This window comes from Kitasatospora sp. NPDC048407, from assembly GCF_043200475.1.
Taxonomy (GTDB): Bacteria; Actinomycetota; Actinomycetes; order Streptomycetales; family Streptomycetaceae; genus Kitasatospora.
Genome location: NZ_JBICXW010000003.1, coordinates 382,307 through 401,912, shown reverse-complemented (window position 1 = coordinate 401,912; position 19,606 = coordinate 382,307). Strand labels below are relative to the sequence as shown.

At 72.6% G+C, this 19,606-nt stretch carries 15 protein-coding genes and 1 other RNA gene; 15 read left to right on the top strand and 1 reads right to left on the bottom strand.

Features of this window, described 5'->3' with window-relative positions; translation table 11 throughout:
- The first annotated feature begins 4 nt into the window (after window positions 1-4).
- The 9 genes from ftsX (at window position 5) to ACGFWJ_RS09880 (ending at window position 10,758) form a co-directional block, all read left to right on the top strand.
- Window positions 5-913: a permease-like cell division protein FtsX gene (gene ftsX, locus ACGFWJ_RS09920; protein ID WP_387647572.1), complete on the top strand. Its 909-nt coding sequence runs from the start codon at window positions 5-7 to the stop codon at window positions 911-913.
- Window positions 914-956: 43 nt separating this feature from the next.
- A complete protein-coding gene (locus ACGFWJ_RS09915) occupies window positions 957-2,078 on the top strand; it encodes a S41 family peptidase (protein WP_392947167.1) in 1,122 nt (373 codons plus the stop codon).
- A gap of 44 nt (window positions 2,079-2,122) precedes the next feature.
- A complete protein-coding gene (smpB, locus tag ACGFWJ_RS09910; protein WP_387647568.1) occupies window positions 2,123-2,599 on the top strand; it encodes an SsrA-binding protein SmpB in 477 nt (158 codons plus the stop codon).
- Window positions 2,600-2,681: 82 nt separating this feature from the next.
- The gene (locus ACGFWJ_RS09905; protein WP_392947164.1) at window positions 2,682-3,944 is read left to right on the top strand and encodes an alpha/beta hydrolase; all 1,263 of its coding nucleotides are present in this window, start codon (window positions 2,682-2,684) and stop codon (window positions 3,942-3,944) included.
- Window positions 3,945-4,021: 77 nt separating this feature from the next.
- Window positions 4,022-5,308, top strand: a complete 1,287-nt coding sequence (locus tag ACGFWJ_RS09900) for an alpha/beta hydrolase (RefSeq protein ID WP_392947162.1) — start codon at window positions 4,022-4,024, stop codon at window positions 5,306-5,308.
- Between the two features lie 90 nt (window positions 5,309-5,398).
- Window positions 5,399-5,777, top strand: a transfer-messenger RNA (tmRNA) gene (gene ssrA, locus ACGFWJ_RS09895).
- 162 nt (window positions 5,778-5,939) lie between these two features.
- Window positions 5,940-8,240 carry a HelD family protein gene (locus ACGFWJ_RS09890; RefSeq protein WP_392947160.1) on the top strand — a complete coding sequence of 767 codons (2,301 nt, stop codon included), beginning with the start codon at window positions 5,940-5,942 and terminating at the stop codon, window positions 8,238-8,240.
- Window positions 8,241-8,561: 321 nt separating this feature from the next.
- The gene (locus ACGFWJ_RS09885) at window positions 8,562-10,037 is read left to right on the top strand and encodes an NAD-dependent malic enzyme (protein ID WP_387647559.1); all 1,476 of its coding nucleotides are present in this window, start codon (window positions 8,562-8,564) and stop codon (window positions 10,035-10,037) included.
- A gap of 439 nt (window positions 10,038-10,476) precedes the next feature.
- Complete coding sequence (locus tag ACGFWJ_RS09880; protein WP_014136004.1) at window positions 10,477-10,758, top strand: HU family DNA-binding protein; 282 nt, start codon at window positions 10,477-10,479, stop codon at window positions 10,756-10,758.
- Between the two features lie 72 nt (window positions 10,759-10,830).
- On the opposite strand, the gene murA is transcribed toward ACGFWJ_RS09880, so the two are convergent.
- Window positions 10,831-12,186 carry a UDP-N-acetylglucosamine 1-carboxyvinyltransferase gene (gene murA, locus ACGFWJ_RS09875; RefSeq protein WP_387647556.1) on the bottom strand — a complete coding sequence of 452 codons (1,356 nt, stop codon included), beginning with the start codon at window positions 12,184-12,186 and terminating at the stop codon, window positions 10,831-10,833.
- Between the two features lie 217 nt (window positions 12,187-12,403).
- Here murA and ACGFWJ_RS09870 point away from each other — a divergent pair, with 217 nt between their 5' ends.
- The 6 genes from ACGFWJ_RS09870 to ACGFWJ_RS09845 all read left to right on the top strand — a co-directional run bounded on the left by ACGFWJ_RS09870 (window position 12,404) and on the right by ACGFWJ_RS09845 (window position 19,480).
- Window positions 12,404-12,982 (top strand): YqgE/AlgH family protein, encoded by a 579-nt coding sequence (locus ACGFWJ_RS09870; protein WP_387647553.1) that lies wholly within the window; start codon window positions 12,404-12,406, stop codon window positions 12,980-12,982.
- Window positions 12,983-13,042: 60 nt separating this feature from the next.
- Complete coding sequence (locus ACGFWJ_RS09865; RefSeq protein ID WP_030459614.1) at window positions 13,043-13,318, top strand: DUF3039 domain-containing protein; 276 nt, start codon at window positions 13,043-13,045, stop codon at window positions 13,316-13,318.
- Between the two features lie 69 nt (window positions 13,319-13,387).
- On the top strand, window positions 13,388-15,019 hold the full coding sequence (locus tag ACGFWJ_RS09860) for a beta-N-acetylhexosaminidase (RefSeq protein ID WP_392947154.1): 1,632 nt from the start codon (window positions 13,388-13,390) through the stop codon (window positions 15,017-15,019).
- A 209-nt stretch (window positions 15,020-15,228) separates the two neighbouring features.
- Window positions 15,229-16,128: an FAD binding domain-containing protein gene (locus ACGFWJ_RS09855; RefSeq protein ID WP_387647548.1), complete on the top strand. Its 900-nt coding sequence runs from the start codon at window positions 15,229-15,231 to the stop codon at window positions 16,126-16,128.
- Window positions 16,125-17,177, top strand: coding sequence for a (2Fe-2S)-binding protein (locus tag ACGFWJ_RS09850; protein ID WP_392947151.1), 1,053 nt, complete (start codon window positions 16,125-16,127; stop codon window positions 17,175-17,177). The genes ACGFWJ_RS09855 and ACGFWJ_RS09850 overlap by 4 nt, the downstream gene beginning before the upstream one ends.
- On the top strand, window positions 17,174-19,480 hold the full coding sequence (locus tag ACGFWJ_RS09845; protein ID WP_392947148.1) for a xanthine dehydrogenase family protein molybdopterin-binding subunit: 2,307 nt from the start codon (window positions 17,174-17,176) through the stop codon (window positions 19,478-19,480). The genes ACGFWJ_RS09850 and ACGFWJ_RS09845 overlap by 4 nt, the downstream gene beginning before the upstream one ends.
- Window positions 19,481-19,606: the final 126 nt, after the last annotated feature.

Sequence of the window (19,606 nt, the reverse complement as noted above, 5' to 3'; positions counted from 1 at the left end):
AAGCATGCGCGCCCAGTTCGTTCTGTCGGAGATCGGCGTCGGTCTCCGCCGCAACCTGACCATGACGATCGCCGTCGTGGTCAGTGTCGCGCTCTCGCTCGCCCTCGCCGGTGCCTCGCTGTTGGTCCGCGACCAGGTCAACTCCATGAAGGACTACTGGTACGACAAGGTCGAAGTCAGCATCTACTTCTGCGCCAAGTCGGACCACAACTCCGCCCAGTGCGCGGCCGGCGCGGCCACCGAAGACCAGATCAGGGACGTCAAGGCCGACCTGGACAAGCGCACCGAGCTGGTGCAGAGCGCGACCTTCGAGAGCTCGCAGGAGGCGTACCAGCGCTTCAAGGCGTCCAACCCGGACAACCCGCTGCTCGCGGCGGTCGGTCCGGACGCGCTGCCGGCGTCCTGGCGGGTGAAGCTCAACGACCCGACCAAGTACGACGTGATCCAGAGCGCCTACGCCGGCAAGCCCGGCGTGAAGTCGGTCGAGGACCAGCGCAAGATCCTGGAGAACCTGTTCGGCCTGCTGCGCGGCCTGCAGACCGCCGCCTTCGTGATCATGGCGCTGATGCTCTGCGTGGCGCTGCTGCTGATCGTCAACACCGTCCGGGTGTCGGCGTTCAGCCGGCGCCGCGAGACCGGCATCATGCGGCTGGTCGGCGCCTCCAACTTCTACGTGCAGATGCCGTTCATCGCGGAGGCCGCGTTCTCCGCGCTGCTCGGTGCGGGCCTGGCCTCGCTGCTGCTTCTGGGTGGTCACTTCTTCGTCCACGGGTGGTTGGCGAAGAAGGTGCTGTTCATCAACTTCATCGGCCTGTCCTCGGTGCTGGCGGTCATTCCGCTGCTGGTGGTGGTCGGTATGGCGATGGCCGGCATCGCGGCGTTCTTCACCCTGCGCAAGTACCTGAAGGTCTGACGGGCCGTCGGCAACGCCCGCCGGTGGCCCTACACTCGCTGGCATGCCGACAGCTCCACGAGTACGCCAGGGGATGACCCTCGGCCTGGTGTTCGGCGCCGTGCTGTTCGCCGGAGCCGCTTCCGGGGCCTGGGGCGAACCGATCGGTTCGTCCCGGGCCCCTTTGTCGTCCGACGGGGTCCGCGGCGCGGACCTGTCCGGGGCCGACCTGAGCCCGCAGGAGGCCCGGCAGCTGGTCGGCGCCAGCGGCGACCGGTGGGCGGCCTACCTCAGCCCGCAGCAGTACCGGGACTTCACCGGCGGCCGCTACCCGGGCGTCGGACTGACCGTCGAGCGCAGCGCCGACGGCCCCACCGAGGTGGCCGAGGTGCTGCCCGGCTCGCCCGCCGCCCGGGCCGGCATCGCCGCGGGCGACCGGCTGGTCAGCGTGGACGGCGTCCCGGCCGCTCAACTGCCGGTCACCGAACTGGTGTCCCGGCTGCGCGGCGGCGCGGCCGGCAGCGAGGTCGTGGTCGGCGTGCAGGACGGCGACGGGCCGGTGCGCGAACTCGGCCTGACCCGGGCCGAACTGGCCGCCCGTGAGGTCGAGACCGACCGCCCCAGCCCCGGCGTGGCGCGGATCGCGGTGCACGCCTTCACCAAGGGCGTGGCCGGCCAGGTGCGGGCCGCCGCGGCCGGTGCCCGCGGCGTGGTGCTGGACCTGCGCGGCAACTCCGGCGGCCTGGTCGAGGAGGCCGTCGGCGTCGCCTCGGCGTTCCTCGACGGCGGCCCGGTGGCCAGCTACCAGGCGCGAGGCGAGCACCGCGAACTGACCGCCACCCCCGGCGGCGACACCGCCGTCCCGCTGGTGGTGCTGGTCGACGGCGGCACCATGAGCGCCGCCGAACTCCTGGCCGGCGCCCTGCAGGACCGCTCCCGGGCCGTCCTGGTGGGCGAGCGCACCTTCGGCAAGGGCACCGTCCAGCAGCCCAGCACGCTCGCCGACGGCTCGGTGCTCGAACTCACCGTCGGCCGCTACCAGACCCCGGCCGGCCGCTCCCCGGACGGCACCGGCGTCCAGCCCGACGTTCCCGCGCCCGCCGGCGACGACACCGGCACCGAGAACCTCGCCCTGCGGGTGCTGGACGGGCTGAGCCCCGCCCCCGAACCGTCCGGCGCGCCGTAAAGGGGCTGCCGAGGGCGCCCCCGAGGTGCGAGAATGACGGAGCTATGGCAAAGGAAACGGGCAAGAAGCTGGTCGCGCAGAACAAGAAGGCGCGGCACGAATACACCATCCTCGACACCTACGAGTGCGGAATGGTGCTCACCGGAACCGAGGTCAAGTCGCTCCGCGAGGGCCGGGCCAACCTGGTCGACGGCTACGCGTACATCCAGGGCGGCGAGGCCTGGATCGACAACGTCTTCATCCCCGAGTACACCCAGGGCACCTGGACCAACCACTCGGCCCGCCGCAAGCGCAAGTTGCTGCTGCACAAGATGGAGATCCGCAAGCTGGAGTCCAAGGCCAAGGAGACCGGCCACACGCTGGTCCCGCTGTCCCTGTACTTCAAGGACGGCCGCGCGAAGCTCGAAATCGCCCTCGCCGTCGGCAAGAAGCTCTACGACAAGCGGCAGACCCTGCGCGAGCGCCAGGACCGCCGCGAGTCCGACCGCGCCGTTGCCGCGGCCCGCCGTCGGCAGGGCTGAGACCCGCTCTGATCGGACGTCAGGTCAAGGGCGTGCCAACCCGGTTGCATGTGGCGACCGGACGCTTTCGTACGATCTCGGGGTGGACTCCTCACTGCTGAGCGGCTGGCTCCCGTGGACATTGCGCATTCTGGCCCTCGCGGCACTGGGCGCGGCGGTGATTCGGGTCAGCCCGTTCTGGGTGCGCCGCCGGCTGCCGTGGGCGGCCGCCGGGGCACTGGTGGTCACCGGGTTGACGGCCGTCCTGGTGGTGCTGTTCGGCGATGTCCAGGACGGGCTGCCGGTCGGGCTGTGGTTCTGGATGTTCTGCGCCCTGCTGGCGCTCGGCTCGCTCGCGTTCGGCCTGCAGGGCGCCCGCTGGTGGAACATGACCGCAGTGCCGATCGCCGCCGCGCTGTCCGTGCTCTGCGGCGCCAACTCGCTGAATGCCGCCACCGGTTACTACCCGAGCGTGGACATCGCGCTGTCCGACCTGGCGGGCGCCCCGGTGCCCCAGCAGATGAGCCTCGGCCAGGCGCTCGGGACGGTCGGCAAGGCCACCGAGGGCCGGGTGGTCGCGGTCGACATCCCGGCGGAGCCCAGCGGGTTCCAGCACCGGCAGGAACTGGTCTACCTGCCGCCGGCCTGGTTCAAGAGCAAGAACCGCCCGCAGTTGCCGGTCGTGGAGATGATCGGCGGCCAGTACATGTCCCCCAGTAACTGGGTGCGGGTGGGCGACGCGGTGAAGACCGCCGACGCCTATGCCGCTGCGCACGACGGCTATGCTCCGGTGCTGGTCTTCGTGGACGCCACCGGCGGTTTCAACGCCGACACCGAGTGCGTCAACGGCCCGGCCGGCAAGGCCCAGGACCATCTGGTCAAGGACATCCCGCCGTTCATCGTGAAGACCTTCGGCACCGCCTTCGGCCCGCGCTCCTGGGCGGCGGCGGGCTGGTCGATGGGCGGCACCTGCGCCCTCGACCTCGGAGTGGTGCACCCCGAGGTTTTCGGGCACTTCGTCGACATGGCGGGCGACCTCGGACCTACCACCGGTAACAAGCAGCAGACCATCGAGAAGCTGTACGGGGGCGATGCCGAGGCGTGGGCCGCGAACGACCCGCTGACGGTGCTGCGCGGCAGGCACGGCGACTACAGCTCCTCCTCCGGCCTGTTCATGGTCGGCGACACCGAGGCCGGCCACATCGCCAACGCCAAGGAACTCGACCGGGCCGCCAACGCGGCCGGCCTGAAGACCCGGGTCGAGGTCCACCCCGGCAAGCACGACTGGCAGTTCGGTGCCTTCGCGTTCAAGGAATCGCTGCCCTGGCTGGCCAAGGAACTCGGTCTGCCGGGCGCGGGCGGCTGACCGGCGGCACTGTCGCAGCTTCGTCACCGTCCACCCGGATGGCGCGGTGCCGCCGCTCGGGCGCCTACCATCCCGGGGTGGACATCTCGTTGTTGGACGGCTGGTTCCCGTGGACGGTGCGGGTGCTCGCCGTCGTCGCACTGCTGGCCGCGATCGGCCGGCCCGGACGCCGCTGGTGGCTGCGCCGGCTGCCGGTGGCGGTCGGCGCGGCGGCCGGCGCGGCGGGGCTGCTCGCCGTCGGGGTGCTGGAGCTGTCCGGGATCACCGACCCGCTTCCCGCCACGCTGTGGGTCTGGCTGGGCGTGGCACTGCTCGCCGCCCTGGTGCTGGTGGCCGGCTGGCGCGGGGCGCGCTGGTGGCACCGGGCGGCGGTGCCCGTCGCGATGCTGGCGGCGGTGCTGGCCGGGGCGAACACGCTGAACGCGGCGACCGGCTACTACCCGACGCTGGGCGACGCGATCGGTGAACTCTCCGGCTCCCCGGTGCCCGACCAGATGGGCCTGGACCAGGCGCTGCAGACCACCGGCCGCACCGGCACCGGCCGGGTGGTCGCGGTGGACGTCCCCGCGGTGCCGAGCGGCTTCGCGCACCGGCAGGAGCTGGTGTACCTGCCGCCGGCCTGGTTCCGCAGCAAGACGCGGCCCAAGCTGCCGGTGGTGGAGATGGTCGGCGGCGAGTTCGCCGCCCCCGACAACTGGGTGCGGGCCGGCAACGCGGTGAAGACCGCCGACGCCTACGCGGCCAAGCACAACGGCTTCTCCCCGGTGCTGGTGTTCGCGGACGCCACCGGCGGCTTCAAGGTCGACACCGAATGCGTGGACGGCCCGGCCGGGAACGCCGCCGACCACCTGGTCAAGGACCTGCCGAAGTACGTCGAGAAGACCTTCGACACGTCCGCCGACCCGAAGAAGTGGGCGATGGCCGGCTGGTCGATGGGCGGCACCTGCGCGATCACCCTGACCGCCGCCCACCCCGAGGTGTTCGGCCACTTCCTGGACATCTCCGGCGACCTCGGCCCGTACATCGGCGACAAGCAGCAGACCATCGAGAAGCTGTACGGCGGCGACGCCGCCGCCTGGGCCGCCTACGACCCGCAGACCGTGCTGGCCGCGCACCGCGGCAAGTACAAGGGCGTCACCGGGATGTTCGACGTCGGCGACCAGGAGAGCGGGCAGCTCGCGCACGCCAAGCAGCTGGAGGCGGCGGCCGGGAAGGCCGGGCTGACCACCCGCCTGAACGTCGAGCCCGGGCGGCACGTCTGGCAGTTCGCCGCCGGCGCCTTCGAGCGCCAGCTGCCGTGGCTGGCCCAGCAGTTGGGCACTCCGGGGGCGGCCGCGAAGAACCCGTCGGCCGCCGCTCGTTAATGCGCTGGACCCTTGACGCGCCGCCCGAGTACTATGGCAGCGCATCACCCGGAGGGCCTCGCCCGCCGGTGCTGTTTGTCAAATCAACATGGGGATGATCGGTTTCGACAGTGGCTGTCGAAACAGGAGAAGCGAGCCGAGGAACGCGGCAATGATCTCGTAAACCATCTGTCGCAAAAATATAATCGCCAACTCTAAGCGCGATTCCCAGCAGTTCGCTCTCGCAGCCTGATCTGCGAAAGTGAATGGGTGTCAGCCCGGGGCGTTCCCGACCCGGATCCTGGCATAATCTAGGGAACTCAACCTTCCACTCCGGTCACGGGGGTGGCGGGGAAACCAAACAGTGGCTGGGCCTGTTGGCGGCTTGTCCGCGTGACTGCCAGGGCCGAGAAACTCACAGCGGACTGCGCTCGGAGAAGTCCTGAATCCTCTCCACTGGACCCGGGTTCGATTCCCGGCATCTCCACCACCCCATGTGCATCGCAGAGCCGTCCTCCACCCGGAGGGCGGCTCTCGTGCGTTCCGGGCCGGTCCCCGGTCCGGGCGTCGGTGGGCGGGGGTCCTCGTCCGCGGAACAGTTCATCCCGTAAGATCGTCCGTCCGCCTTTTTCTCCGCACCTCTGGGGGCTCCTTGGGCGCGCACGGCTCTGCCGAGCACCACACCGATACTCTCCGCGACCGCGAGATCGCGGAGGAGCAGCAGCATCTCGACACCGTCTACCAACGGCTCGAGGAGAAGCTCGCCGAGGCGGAGTACATCCTGGAGGACGCCGCGAAGCGCGTGCAGGTCGGCACCCCCGGCGCACTCGCCGAGCGCGACGCCCAGGTGTACCGCGCCGGCGCGCACCTGCAGCGGCTGAACAACGAGTTCGAGGACTTCCTCTTCGGGCGCATCGACCTCCAGCAGGCCGACGCCCCCGAGGAACACGGGATTCCCTCGCAGACACCGATGGACCCGGCCGACCCGGCGGTCGCCGAGAGCCTGCACATCGGCCGGCTCGGCGTGCTCGACGCCGAGTTCGGCCCGCTGGTGATCGACTGGCGGGCCCCGGCGGCCGCACCCTTCTACCGGGCCACGCCGCTGGAGCCGGGCCGGGTGATCCGCCGCCGGGTGATCCGCTCCAAGGGCCGCAAGGTCATCGGCGTCGAGGACGACCTGCTGCGTCCCGACCTGACCCCGACCCTGGACGGCGAGGAACTCGCCGTGGTCGGCGACGGCGCGCTGATGGCGACGCTGGGCCGGGCCCGCGGTCACACGATGCGCGACATCGTCTCGTCCATCCAGAAGGAGCAGGACGAGGTGATCCGGGCGGCCGCCGCCGGCGCCACCCTGGTCACCGGCGGCCCCGGCACCGGCAAGACCGCCGTCGCCCTGCACCGCGCCGCGTTCCTGCTCTACCAGGACCGCCGCCGCTACGCGGGCGGCATCCTGGTGGTCAGCCCGACGGCGCTGCTGGTCTCCTACACCGAGGGCGTGCTGCCCTCGCTGGGCGAGGAGGGCCAGGTGGCGATCCGCGCGGTCGGCAGCCTGGTGGACGGCATCGAAGCGGCCCGCTACGACAGCCCCGAGGTGGCCCGGATCAAGGGCTCCTCGCGGATGGTGCAGCTGCTGCGCCGGGCCGCCCGGGCGGCCCTGGAGCTGGGCGCGCCGACCGAGCTGAAGGTGTTCGCCCGCGGCCAGGCGCTGCGGCTGGACGCCGGCCGGCTGAAGACCGTGCGCGGCAACGTGGTGGGCGGCGGCGGCACCCCGCTCAACCTGCTGCGCCCGCGCGCCCGCCGCCTGCTGCTGGACGCGCTCTGGTCGGAGGCCGTGCGCGACCTGCCGAAGCCGGTCAGCCACGGCGAGCGCGAGCAGCGCCAGGAGGAGCGCGAGTCCTTCGACGAGTACGTCTCCGACGAGGCCGCGTTCCTGAACTTCCTGGACGCCTGGTGGCCGGCCGTCACCCCGCGCCGGGTGCTGGCCACGCTGCGCCAGCACCGGCACACCAACCGGATCGCCCGCCGGGCCGTCACCCCGGAGGAGGCCCGCCTGCTGGCGGCGTCCTGGCGGCACCTGGACGACCGCGGCGCCGGCGACCTGTCGGCGCACGACGTGGCGCTGGTCGACGAGCTGCAGGTGCTGCTCGGCGAGCCGGCCCGGCCGAAGGTCCGGGAGGTCGACGCGATCGACCTGCTGACCGGCCTGGAGGAAGTCACCACGTACGGCGAGCGGGCGTACGGGCGGCGCGAGCGCGAGCGCATTCCCGAGGAGCGCCGCGAGTACGCGCACGTGATCGTGGACGAGGCGCAGGACCTCACGCCGATGCAGTGGCGGCTGATCGGCCGCCGCGCCCGGATGGCGACCTGGACCATCGTCGGCGACCCGGCGCAGTCGTCCTGGCCGTTCCCCGAGGAGGCGCAGGCGGCGATGGGCGAGGTGCTGGCGGGCAAGCCGCGCCGCCGGCACACGCTGACGGTGAACTACCGCAACCCGGCGGAGATCGCCGAGGTGGCGGCGAAGGTGCTGGCGCTGGCCGCGCCGGGCACCCCGTCGCCGAGCGCGGTCCGGGCCACCGGCGTGCACCCGCGGTTCGCGGCGGTCCGGGACGCCGGCGCGGAGTCCTTCGGCAGGGCCGCCCGGGCCGAGCTGGAGCGGCTGCTGTCCGAGGTGGACGGCACCGTCGCGGTGGTCGTCCCGATGGACCGCCGCGCGGAGGCCGCGTCCTGGACCGAGGGCCTGGGCGACCGGGTGGTGGCGCTGGGCAGCCTGGAGGCGAAGGGCCTGGAGTACGACGCCACGGTGGTCGCCGACCCGACCGGCATCGCCGGCGAGTCCGAGGCGGGCCTGCGGGTGCTGTACGTGGCGCTGACCCGCGCCACCCAGCGGCTGACGGTGCTGTCCGGCCCGGACGACCTGCCGGACGCCGCCGGAGTCCCGGCCCTGCTGAAGTAACGCGAAGGCCCCCCACCAGGAGGTGGGGGGCCTTCGTGAAGCTGAACACCGACCCGCCATGCTCGCCTCGCGGCAAGTGGTCCCTCGAAGGGACGAAGGTTGGGCCCGGGGGCTTGGATCGAGCCGGTGCCGTTCCAATGTAACGCATCGGCGCCCACGGGCAAGGAGGCCCTCTGCCCGGGCCGTGCGGGTTTGTCGGATCCGCACACTCAATGAACGTTATTTCTGGGAAGCACCCGGTAGGTGCGACGATCGATACCTAGCTTGCTGCGCGATTACCAGGCCGGTCACGGTCTGCTGATTCTAGGAAGAAGGACGTCGATGGCGACGGTGCCCAGTGTCTCGAACTCGATCACGGTCCGGTTGGAGGTGCCGGCCACCGGCAACGCGGTGAGCTCCATCACCACCGCGGTCGAGTCCTCCGGCGGCTCGGTCACCGGCCTCGACGTCACCGCCTCCGGCCTGGAGGCGCTGCGCATCGACGTCACCGTCGCGGCGTCCTCGGTGGCGCACGGCCAGGAGATCGTGGAGAAGCTCCGCACGATCGACGGCGTCACCATCGGGAAGGTCTCCGACCGTACGTTCCTGATGCACCTCGGCGGCAAGATCGAGATGTCCTCGAAGCTGCCGATCCGCAACCGTGACGACCTCAGCATGATCTACACCCCGGGTGTGGCCCGGGTGTGCATGGCGATCGCGGAGAACCCCGAGGACGCCCGCCGCCTGACCATCAAGCGCAACTCGGTCGCCGTGGTCACCGACGGCTCCGCGGTGCTGGGCCTGGGCAACATCGGCCCGAAGGCCGCGCTGCCGGTGATGGAGGGCAAGGCGGCGCTGTTCAAGCGCTTCGCGGGCATCGACGCGTGGCCGCTGTGCCTCGACACCCAGGACGCCGACGAGATCGTGGCGATCGTCAAGGCCATCGCCCCGGGCTTCGCCGGCATCAACCTGGAGGACATCTCCGCGCCGCGCTGCTTCGAGATCGAGGCCCGGCTGCGCGAGGCGCTGGACATCCCGGTCTTCCACGACGACCAGCACGGCACCGCGATCGTGGTGCTGGCCGCGCTGACCAACGCGCTGAAGGTGGTCGGCAAGGAGATCGGCGAGATCCGCGTGGTGATGAGCGGCGCCGGCGCCGCCGGCACCGCGATCCTCAAGCTGCTGATGGCCGCGGGCGTCGCACACGCCACCGTGGCGGACGTGCAGGGCGTGGTCCACCTGGGCCGCGAGGACCTGAACGAGAACCTGCGCTGGATCGCCGAGAACACCAACCGCTCCGGCCGCACCGGCACCCTCAAGGAGGCGGTGGCCGACGCCGACGTCTTCATCGGCGTCTCCGCCCCGAACGTGCTGGACGGCGACGACCTGGCCACCATGGCCAAGGACGCGATCGTCTTCGCGCTGGCCAACCCCGACCCGGAGGTCGACCCGGCGGTGGCCCGGCACACCGCCGCGGTGGTCGCCACCGGCCGCAGCGACTTCCCCAACCAGATCAACAACGTGCTGGTCTTCCCGGGTGTCTTCCGCGGCCTGCTGGACGCCCAGTCCGCCAGCGTCGACACCGAGATGATGCTGGCCGCCGCCCGCGCGCTGGCCACCACCGTCACCGACGACGAGCTGAACGCCAACTACATCATCCCCAGCGTCTTCCACCCGGGTGTCGCCAAGACCGTCGCCGCGGCCGTCCGGGACGCCGCCGTGGCGGCCCGTGGCGGCGCGGAGGCGGCCCCCGCGAAGCCCACCCCGGGCATCGTCGGAACGCTCGACACCGCCGCGTTCCCGGCCGTTCAGCTCTGAGCCGGTGAGCGCCCGGCACGGTCGCCGCGGCCGGATTGCGGCGAACGTGCCGGATCCCTTGCGACACAAGGGAAAGGGGCGTGTTTGGGCTTGTCGGTGCCAGGGCGTACCGTAGCCCTGCGACGGGGTGGCGTGTCCGACAAGTACGGAACGTCCCCAGTTGTGCCACGGCGTGTCGTCCCGGCCGCCGCCCGCCCCGGCCACCCCGGAACCGACGGAGCGTCACACCTCTGTCCGGCGGACGCTGTTCGGGTCAACCACGCCGGTACCCGATTGGCTTTCTCAGTGCCGGTCGAGGCAGGATTCGTACCCAGGCGGGCAGTTTGCGGCGCTTCGCGGTGCGAGCCCGGCCCCTGACCACCCCTCGCCTGAACGAGCACCGTGCCGCGGACCGGCCATGCCTCCGCGTACGGCAGAGCAACAGACCACAGGAGTACACATGAACCGCAGTGAGCTGGTGGCCGCGCTGGCCGAGCGCGCCGAGGTGACCCGCAAGGACGCCGACGCCGTGCTGGCCGCCTTCGCCGAGATCACCGGCGAGGTCGTCGCCAAGGGCGACGAGAAGGTCACCATCCCCGGTTTCCTGACCTTCGAGCGCACCCTGCGCGCCGCCCGCACCGCCCGCAACCCCCAGACCGGCGAGCCGATCCAGATCGCCGAGGGCTTCAGCGTCAAGGTGAGCGCCGGCTCGAAGCTGAAGGAAGCCGCGAAGGGCAAGTGACCCTCCGCTGAACACACCGGTGGCCGGCCTCCCCTCGGGGAGGCCGGCCACCGGCTTGTTACGGGCCTTGGATCAGGCGGTCAGCTGGACCGCGGCCAGCTCGGCCTCCGACGGCAGCTCGATGTGCGCGCCCAGGTCGCGCAGCTTGTCCATGAAGTTCTCGTAGCCGCGGTTGATCAGGTCGATGCCGTGCACCGTGGAGGTGCCCTCGGCCGCCAGCGCCGCGATCAGGTACGAGAAGCCGCCGCGCAGGTCGGGGATGACCAGCTCGCCGCCCATCAGCTTGGACGGGCCGGAGACCACCGCGGAGTGGTTGAAGTTGCGCGCGCCGAACCGGCACGGGGTGCCGCCCAGGCACTCGCGGTACAGCTGGATGTGCGCGCCCATCTGGTTCAGCGCGCCGGTGAAGCCCAGCCGGGACTCGTACACCGTCTCGTGCACGATCGACAGGCCGGTGGCCTGGGTCAGCGCCACCACCAGCGGCTGCTGCCAGTCGGTCTGGAAGCCCGGGTGGACGTCGGTCTCCAGGGCGATCGCCTTCAGCTCGCCGCCCGGGTGCCAGAAGCGGATGCCCGCGTCGTCGATCTCGTAGGCGCCGCCGACCTTCCGGAAGGTGTTCAGGAAGGTCATCATCGGGATCTGCTCGGCACCGCGGACGTAGATGTCGCCCTTGGTGGCCAGCGCCGCGCAGGCCCACGAGGCGGCCTCCAGGCGGTCCGGCAGCGCCCGGTGGGTGTAGCCGTCCAGCTCGTCCACACCGGTGATCAGGATGGTGCGGTCGGTGCCCAGCGAGATGATCGCGCCCATCTTCTGCAGCACGCAGATCAGGTCGACGATCTCCGGCTCGATCGCGGCGTTGCGCAGCTCGGTGACGCCCTCCGCGAGCACCGCCGTCAGCAGCACCTGCTCGGTGGCGCCGACCGACGGGTACGGCAGCTCGATCTTGGTGCCGCGCAGCCGCTGGGTGGCCACCAGGTAGGTGCCCTGCGGGTGCTTCTCGATGGTGGCGCCGAACTGGCGCAGCACCTCGAAGTGGAAGTCCACCGGCCGGCCGCCGATGTCGCAGCCGCCCAGGCCCGGGATGAACGCGTGGCCGAGACGGTGCAGCAGCGGGCCGCAGAACAGGATCGGGATGCGCGAGGAGCCCGCGTGCGCGTCGATGTCCGCCACGTTGGCGCTCTCGACGTGCGACGGGTCGAGGATCAGCTCGCCCTCCTCGTCGCCGGTGCGGACAGTGACACCGTGCAGCTGCAGCAGGCCGCGGACGACCTTGACGTCCCGGATGTCCGGCACGCTGCGCAGTCTGCTGGGGCCCTGGCCGAGCAGCGCGGCGACCATGGCCTTGGGGACCAGGTTCTTGGCGCCGCGGATCTGGATCTCGCCTTCGAGCGGGTTTCCGCCGTGGACCAGCAGGACGTCGTCGGTCATCGTTCTCGCAATCCGGGGTGCGCAGGGATGTTTTCGGCTGCGGAGCTGAGGGAACGGCCCTTCGCCACCACATAGATGGTAGAGGGTGGGCGATTGGTTCCCGTGTGCCCTATTGGTGATCATGCTGTAAGGGGTGCCCGGCGGCACCGCCATTGGGCCGGACGGGTGGCCTGCCCACGGCCCGCCGGGTGTCCGGCGCGGCCCCTCGGGAGGCATCATGGCAGGCATGGAAGCGGCCCCCTCGTTCACCGGGCGACTGCTCGTGGCGACGCCCGTACTGACCGACCCGAACTTCGCCAGGTCGGTCGTGCTGCTGCTCGACCACGACGCCCAGGGGGCGCTCGGCGTGGTCCTCAACCGGCCCACCCCCGTCGACGTGGCCGCCGTGCTGGACGGCTGGGCGTCGCTGACCGGCGACCCCGCGGTGGTGTTCCAGGGCGGCCCGGTGGGGCTGGACTCGGCGCTGGCGATCGCCGTGGTGCCCGGCGAGGAGACCCACCCCGGGCCGCTCGGCTGGCGGCGGGTGCACGGGGCGATCGGCCTGGTCGACCTGGAGGCCCCGCCGGAGGTGCTGGCCGGGGTGCTCGGTGGCATGCGGGTGTTCGCCGGCTACGCCGGCTGGTCGCCCGGCCAACTGGAGCAGGAGATCGCCGAGGGCGCCTGGTACCCGGTGGAGTGCGAGGCCGGCGACGTCTCCTGCGTGGAGCCGGACCGGATGTGGCGGGCCGTGCTGCGCCGCCAGCGCGGCCCGCTGGCGATGCTCGCCACCTACCCGGACGACCCGATGCTGAACTGACCGGCGGCCTGCTCCCGCATGGTGGCCGGGTTCCGGGCGGCCCCCATAGACTTGGCACCCATGAGCACTCTTGAGCCCGAGCGCGGCCTCGGCACCGGCACCCTGGTCGAGCCCGTCCCGCAGACTTCGCACGGGGACGGCGACCACGAGCGCTTCGCCCACTACGTCCAGAAGGACAAGATCATGGAGAGCGCGCTCTCCGGGTCCCCCGTGGTGGCGCTGTGCGGCAAGGTCTGGGTGCCCGGCCGCGACCCGAAGAAGTACCCGGTCTGCCCGATGTGCAAGGAGATCTTCGACGGGCTGAACAACCCGGGCGGGGACGACAAGAAGGACTGACCGTCCGACCTGTGCGATGCCCCCGAGTGGTCTATGCCAATCGGGGTTCACCGGGGCAGGATGAGGCGCATGGACCTCATCCCTGCCCCGTTGCACGTCCGGACCCCCGCCGACACCGCCCCGTTCGAGCTGCACACCGGCACCCGGATCGCCGCCGCCCCCGGCACCGAGGGCGTGGCCCGTCGGCTGCGCGCCGAACTGTCCGCCGCCACCGGCCTCGACCTGGACCCGGCCCCCGCAGGGCAGGACGGTGACCTCGTGCTCGCGCTGGACGACACCCTCGCCGCCGAGGAGTACCGGCTGAGCGCCGGCCCGGACGCGGTACGGCTCACCGGCGGCGGCGCCGCCGGCCTGTCGCACGCCGCGCAGACCCTGCGCCAGCTGCTCGGCCCCGCCGCGTACCGCACCGCGCCGCTGCCCGGCGCGCGCTGGACGGTGCCTGCGGTGGAGATCCACGACGCGCCCCGGTTCGGCTGGCGCGGCGCGCTGCTGGACGTCTCCCGGCACTTCATGCCGAAGGCCGGGGTGCTGCGGTTCATCGACCAGCTGGCCGCCCACAAGCTCAACGTCCTGCACTTCCACCTGACCGACGACCAGGGCTGGCGGATCGAGGTCAAGCGCTACCCGAAGCTCACCGGGACCGCGTCCTGGCGGGAGCGGTCGATGGTCGGCTTCCGGGCCGGCAAGCGGCACGACGACCAGCCGCACGGCGGCTACTACACCCAGGACGACCTGCGCGAGATCGTCGCCTACGCCGCCGCCCGGCACATCACCGTCGTCCCCGAGGTCGACCTGCCCGGCCACAACCAGGCCGCCATCGCCGCCTACCCCGAGCTCGGCAACACCGACGTGGTGGACACCGCCGCGCTCGGCACCTGGACCGACTGGGGCGTCAGCGAGAACATCCTGAACGCCTCCGAGGCCACCCTGCGGTTCTACGAGCACGTGCTGGAGGAGGTGCTGGAGATCTTCCCCTCCACCTTCGTCCACCTCGGCGGCGACGAGTGCCCCAAGGACCAGTGGAAGTCCAGCCCCGCCGCGCAGGCCCGGATCGCCGAACTCGGCCTCGCCGACGAGTTCGAGCTGCAGAGCCACGTCATCCGGCACTTCGACAACTGGCTGGCCGAGCGCGGCCGCCGCCTGATCGGCTGGGACGAGATCCTGGAGGGCGGCCTCGCCCCCGGCGCCGCCGTCTCCTCCTGGCGCGGCTACGAGGGCGGCATCGCCGCAGCTCAGGCCGGCCACGACGTGGTGATGTGCCCCGAGCAGCACGTCTACCTCGACCACCGGCAGGCCGGCGGCGAGGACGAGCCCGTGCCGGTCGGCTGGGTGCGCACGCTGGAGGACGTCTACCGCTTCGAGCCCGTCCCGCCGCAGCTCGACGAGCAGGCCGCCCGGCACGTCATCGGCACCCAGGCCAACATCTGGACCGAGTTCATGCTCGACGGCCGGGATGTCGACTACAAGGTGTTCCCGCGGCTGGTCGCGTTCGCCGAGGTCGCCTGGTCCGACCTGCCGCGCGACCCCGACGCGCGCGACTGGGCCGGTTTCGAGGCCCGGATGGCCGGCCACTACCCGCGCCTGGACGCCCTCGGCATCGAGTACCGCCGCCCCGGGGGCCCGCTCCCCTGGCAGCGCAAGCCCGGCATCGTCGGCCGGCCGATCGACGGGCGTCCCGGCGCCGGTCCGGCCGTCGGCTAGGACGTACCGGAACTCCGGGCGCGGCCGCCTCGTCATGATCAAGTGAACAACCGATCATCTGGACAGGCCCGGTCGTGTTCGCGCCCGGAGTTGTCCCGAGTTGTTCGGACCTGTCCGCGACCTCGGAAATGATCAGCGGTCTTTGTGTGCCAGAGTTGCCCAACCCGCACCGATCGCCCGTACCCTACGGGCGGCAGGCCGCACTGCAAATGGAGCACGGTGGGAACCTGGTGAACCGGACGATCATGATGCCGTCCTCGGTCGACGAGGCGGTCGAAGCGCTGGCCGCCACCCCCGGGGCGGTGCCGGTGGCGGGCGCCACCGACCTGATGGAGGCCGTCAATGGCGGACGGCTGCGGCCCGCCGCCCTGATCGGACTCGGCCGGATCACCGAACTGCGCGGCTGGCGCTACGAGGACGGCGGCACCGCCGTCCTCGGCGCCGGGCTCACCCACGCCCGGATGGACCGCCCCGACTTCGCCGCACTGATCCCCGCCCTCGCCGACGCCGCCCGCACCGCCGGACCCCCGCAGGTGCGCAACGTCGGCACCCTCGGCGGCAACATCGCCACCGGTGCCCCCGCCGGCGACACCCTCCCGGTGCTCGCCGCCCTCGAAGCCACCGCCACCCTCGCCCGGCCCGGCACCGTCCGCGACGTCCCGATCAGCCACCTGCTCACCGGACTCGACCCGCTGCGCCCCGGCGAACTCCTCACCTGGGTGCGGGTGCCGCTGCTGCACGCCCCCCAGGTGTTCCTCAAATCCACCGGCCGCAGCGGCCCGTCCCGCGCCGCCGCCTCCGTCGCGCTCGTCCTCGACCCCGCCCGGCGCGGCGTGCGCTGCGCCGTCGGCGCCGTCGCCCCCGTCCCGCTGCGGCCGCTGGAGGCCGAGAACTGGGTGGCCGGCTGCATCGACTGGGACGCCCGCGGCCAGGACGGCGCGGTCCTGATCGATCCGGCCGCGCTCGCCGCGTTCGGCGAATACGTGGCCGGCGCCTGCGTCCCCGAGGGCGGGGCGCCCGACGAGGGGGCGGGCCCGGCGGCCGCCCGCCTGCGGCGTACCGTGGCCGTGCTGGCCCGCCGGGCGCTGGGAAGGGCGCTGAAGAAGTGACCGACGAACTGCTGAACCACCCCGGGGCGCTCACCGGTGACGTGCGCCCCACCGCCTCGTACACGCTGCGCGTCAACGGCGTCGAACGACCCGTCAGCGACGCCTGGATCGGCGAGAGCCTGCTGTACGTGCTGCGCGAACGCCTCGGCCTGGCCGGCGCCAAGGACGGCTGCGAACAGGGCGAGTGCGGAGCCTGCTCGGTGCAGGTCGACGGACAGCTGGTGAACGGCTGCCTGATGCCCGCCGCGCTCGCCGCCGACAGCGAGATCAACACCGTCGAGGGCCTGTCCGGCACCGGCGGCGCCAGCGACGTCCAGCAGGCGCTCGCCGACTCCGGCGCCGTCCAGTGCGGCTACTGCACCCCCGGCCTCGCGATGGCCGTCCACGACCTGCTGCAGCGCAACCACCGTCCCAGCGAGATCGAGGCCCGCCAGGCACTGTGCGGCAACCTGTGCCGCTGCACCGGATACCGGGGCGCACTCGCCGCCGTCCAGGCCGTCGCCGATGCCCGCGAAGCCGCCCTCGAAGCGGAACTCGACGCCGCCGAACAGGCCGCCGCCACCGCCACCGACACACCCCGGCCGCCCGCGCCCGAACCCGCCCGGGCCACCGAGCAGTCCTTCTCCGACCTCGCGCTGGCCGGCGAGCTCCCGCTCTACGCCGACTCCGAACTCTGGCACGAGGCCGACCAGTTGATCCCCCCGCAGGCCCAGGCCGAGCCCGCTCCGCAGGCCTGGTCCGGCACCCCCGCGCACGGCACCGCCGTCCCCGTCGGCTGGGAACCCACCCCCGCCCACGGCACCACCGCCGACGCCGCCGTCTACGGCACCCCCGCCCACGGCACCCCGTACCTGCCCACCCCGCCGCACGGCATCCCGCACCAGGACGCCGGCATCTACGACACGGCCCCGCCCCCCGGCACACCGCCGCAGGACGCGGGCGCCTACGACGGCACCGTCTACGCCACCGACGGCTACGGACACCAGTACACCGGCTACGACGCCACCCCCGCCCACGGCATCAGGCTCCCCGAGGACGAGAACGCATGACCTCCGCCACCGAGCTCCCGGCGGCCGCCCCCGCGGACGACGAGACCGGCTCCACCGGACTCGGCAGCTCCCCGCTGCGCACCGACGCCCTCCCCAAGGCACTCGGCATCTACCCGTACGCCGCCGACCTGTGGGCCGAAGGGCTGCTCTGGGGCGCCGTGCTGCGCTCCCCGCACCCGCACGCCCGGATCGTCTCCGTCGACACCTCCGCCGCGCTCGCCGTCCCCGGCGTGCGCGCCGTGGTCACCGCCGCCGACCTGCCCGCCGGGCCCGACGGCGCACCTGGCGGGGCCGTCGTCGCCGACCGGCCGGTGCTCGCCTCCGGCGTGGTGCGCCACCACGGCGAACCCGTCGCCGCCGTCGCCGCCGACCACCCCGACACCGCCCGGCTCGCCGCCGCCGCGATCCTGGTCGAGTACGAGGTCCTGGAACCCGTCACCGACCCCGAAGCCGCCTTCCACGCCCCGCCGCTGCACCCCGACGGCAACCTGCTGCGCCACCTGCCGCTGCGCACCGGCGACCCCGACGCCGTCGGCGAGATCGTCGTCGAGGGCCTCTACCAGGTCGGCCGGCAGGACCCCGCCCCGATCGGCGCCGAGGCCGGCCTCGCCGTGCCCCGCCCCGACGGCGGCGTCGAACTGCACCTGTCCTCCACCGACCCGCACGGCGACCGCGACCGCACCGCCGCCTGCCTCGGCCTCGAACCCGACCGGGTCCGGCTCGTCGTCACCGGCGTGCCCGGCGCCAGCACCGACCGCGAGGACCTGTCCTTCCAGGTCACCCTGGCGCTGCTCGCGCTGCGCACCGGCCGCCCCGTCAAGATGACACTCACCCGCGCCGAGTCCTTCCAGGCGCACCCCACCCGGCACCCCGCACTCCTGCGCTACCGCCACCACGCCGACGCCGAAGGCAAGTTGGTGAAGGTCGAGGCGCAGATCCTGCTCGACGGCGGCGCCTACGCCGAGGTCTCCGCCGAGGCGCTCGCCGCCGCCGTCGCGTTCTCCGTCGGCCCCTACACCTGCCCCAACGTCTTCGTCGACGCCTGGGCGGTGCGCACCAACAACCCGCCCGCCGGACGGATGCGCGGCGAGGGCGCGCTGCAGACCTGCTTCGCGTACGAGTCGCAGCTCGACCAGCTCGCCAAGCAACTCGGCGTCGACCCGGTGGAGATCCGCCGCCGCAACGCGATGTCCACCGGCGACCCGCTGCCCACCGGACAGGCCGTCACCTGCCCCGCCCCCGTCACCGCACTGCTCGACGCGCTCGCCGACTCCCCGCTGCCCGCCCTCCCGCTGGACGACCCGGAGGCCGACTGGCTGCTGCCCGGCGGCCCCGGCGGGGCCGGCGACCCCGCCGCCGTGCGCCGCGGCATCGGCTACGCCGTCGGCATGGTGCACATGCTCGGCGCGGAGGGCGAGGACGAGGTCTCCACCGCGACCGTCCGGGTCTCCGGCGACCACGCCACCGTGATCTGCGCGGCCGTCGACTCCGGGCAGGGCTTCGCCACCCTGGCCCGCCAGATCGTCCAGTCGGTGCTCGGCGTCAGCGAGGTCTACATCGCGCCCGTCGACTCCGACCAGACCTCGGCCGGCCCCGCCGCCCGCAGCCGGCACACCTGGGTCTCCGGCGGCGCGGTCGAACGGGCCGCGCTGATGGTCCGCCACCAGATGCTGCAGCCGATCGCCGCCGACTTCGGCATGTCCGTCGAACTGCTCACCATCAGCGACGGGAAAATCACCTCGTACGACGGTGTGCTCGGCATGCCCGTCAGCCAGGCCCTCGAAGGCCGCGAACTCTGGGCCACCGCCCAGTGCCGCCCGCACCCCACCGAACCCCTCGACCCCGAGACCGGACAGGGCGACGCCTTCGTCTCCATCGCGTTCTGCGCGATGCGCGCCGTCGTCGACGTCGACATCGAACTCGGCGCCGTCCGGGTCGTCGACGTGACCGTCGCCCAGGAGGTCGGCCGCGCCCTCAACCCCCGCCAGATCGAGAACCGCATCGAAGGCGCCGTCGCCCAGGGCGTCGGACTCGCCCTGCTGGAGAACCTCCGCACCGAACACGGCATCCCCCTCAACGCCTCCCTCACCGGCTACCGCCTGCCCACCGCCCTCGACACCCCCGACATCCGGATCGCCGCCCTCCTCGAAGAGCGCGACGTCGTCGCCCCCTTCGGCGCGAAAGCCGTCAGCGCCGCCCCCGCCGTCGTCGCCCCCGCCGCCGTAGCCGCCGCCGTCCGCGCCGCCACCGGCCTCCCCGTCGGCCGGCTTCCCATCCTGCCGGAGGACGCGATCCTCGCCTGACGGCCCGCCACTCGCTGCCCGGCGCGAGTGCGCTGGGCAGCGGGGCCTCCGAGAGGCAGACGGCCAGTCAAGATCCACGTCCGGACCAAAGTTGGCAGTCGGTTGGCCGGATCAAGGCCAGAATCC

Bases quoted from the DNA above. Each gene is read 5' to 3' on its own strand.
- ACGFWJ_RS09860 (WP_392947154.1), top strand. From the start codon at position 13,388: ATGGACCTCATCCCTGCCCCGTTGCACGTCCGGACCCCCGCCGACACC.
- ACGFWJ_RS09880 (WP_014136004.1), top strand. From the start codon at position 10,477: ATGAACCGCAGTGAGCTGGTGGCCGCGCTGGCCGAGCGCGCCGAGGTG.
- ACGFWJ_RS09870 (WP_387647553.1), top strand. From the start codon at position 12,404: ATGGCAGGCATGGAAGCGGCCCCCTCGTTCACCGGGCGACTGCTCGTG.
- ftsX (WP_387647572.1), top strand. From the start codon at position 5: ATGCGCGCCCAGTTCGTTCTGTCGGAGATCGGCGTCGGTCTCCGCCGC.
- ACGFWJ_RS09915 (WP_392947167.1), top strand. From the start codon at position 957: ATGCCGACAGCTCCACGAGTACGCCAGGGGATGACCCTCGGCCTGGTG.
- murA (WP_387647556.1), bottom strand. From the start codon at position 12,186: ATGACCGACGACGTCCTGCTGGTCCACGGCGGAAACCCGCTCGAAGGC.
- ACGFWJ_RS09845 (WP_392947148.1), top strand. From the start codon at position 17,174: ATGACCTCCGCCACCGAGCTCCCGGCGGCCGCCCCCGCGGACGACGAG.
- ACGFWJ_RS09865 (WP_030459614.1), top strand. From the start codon at position 13,043: ATGAGCACTCTTGAGCCCGAGCGCGGCCTCGGCACCGGCACCCTGGTC.
- ACGFWJ_RS09855 (WP_387647548.1), top strand. From the start codon at position 15,229: ATGGAGCACGGTGGGAACCTGGTGAACCGGACGATCATGATGCCGTCC.
- smpB (WP_387647568.1), top strand. From the start codon at position 2,123: ATGGCAAAGGAAACGGGCAAGAAGCTGGTCGCGCAGAACAAGAAGGCG.
- ACGFWJ_RS09885 (WP_387647559.1), top strand. From the start codon at position 8,562: ATGGCGACGGTGCCCAGTGTCTCGAACTCGATCACGGTCCGGTTGGAG.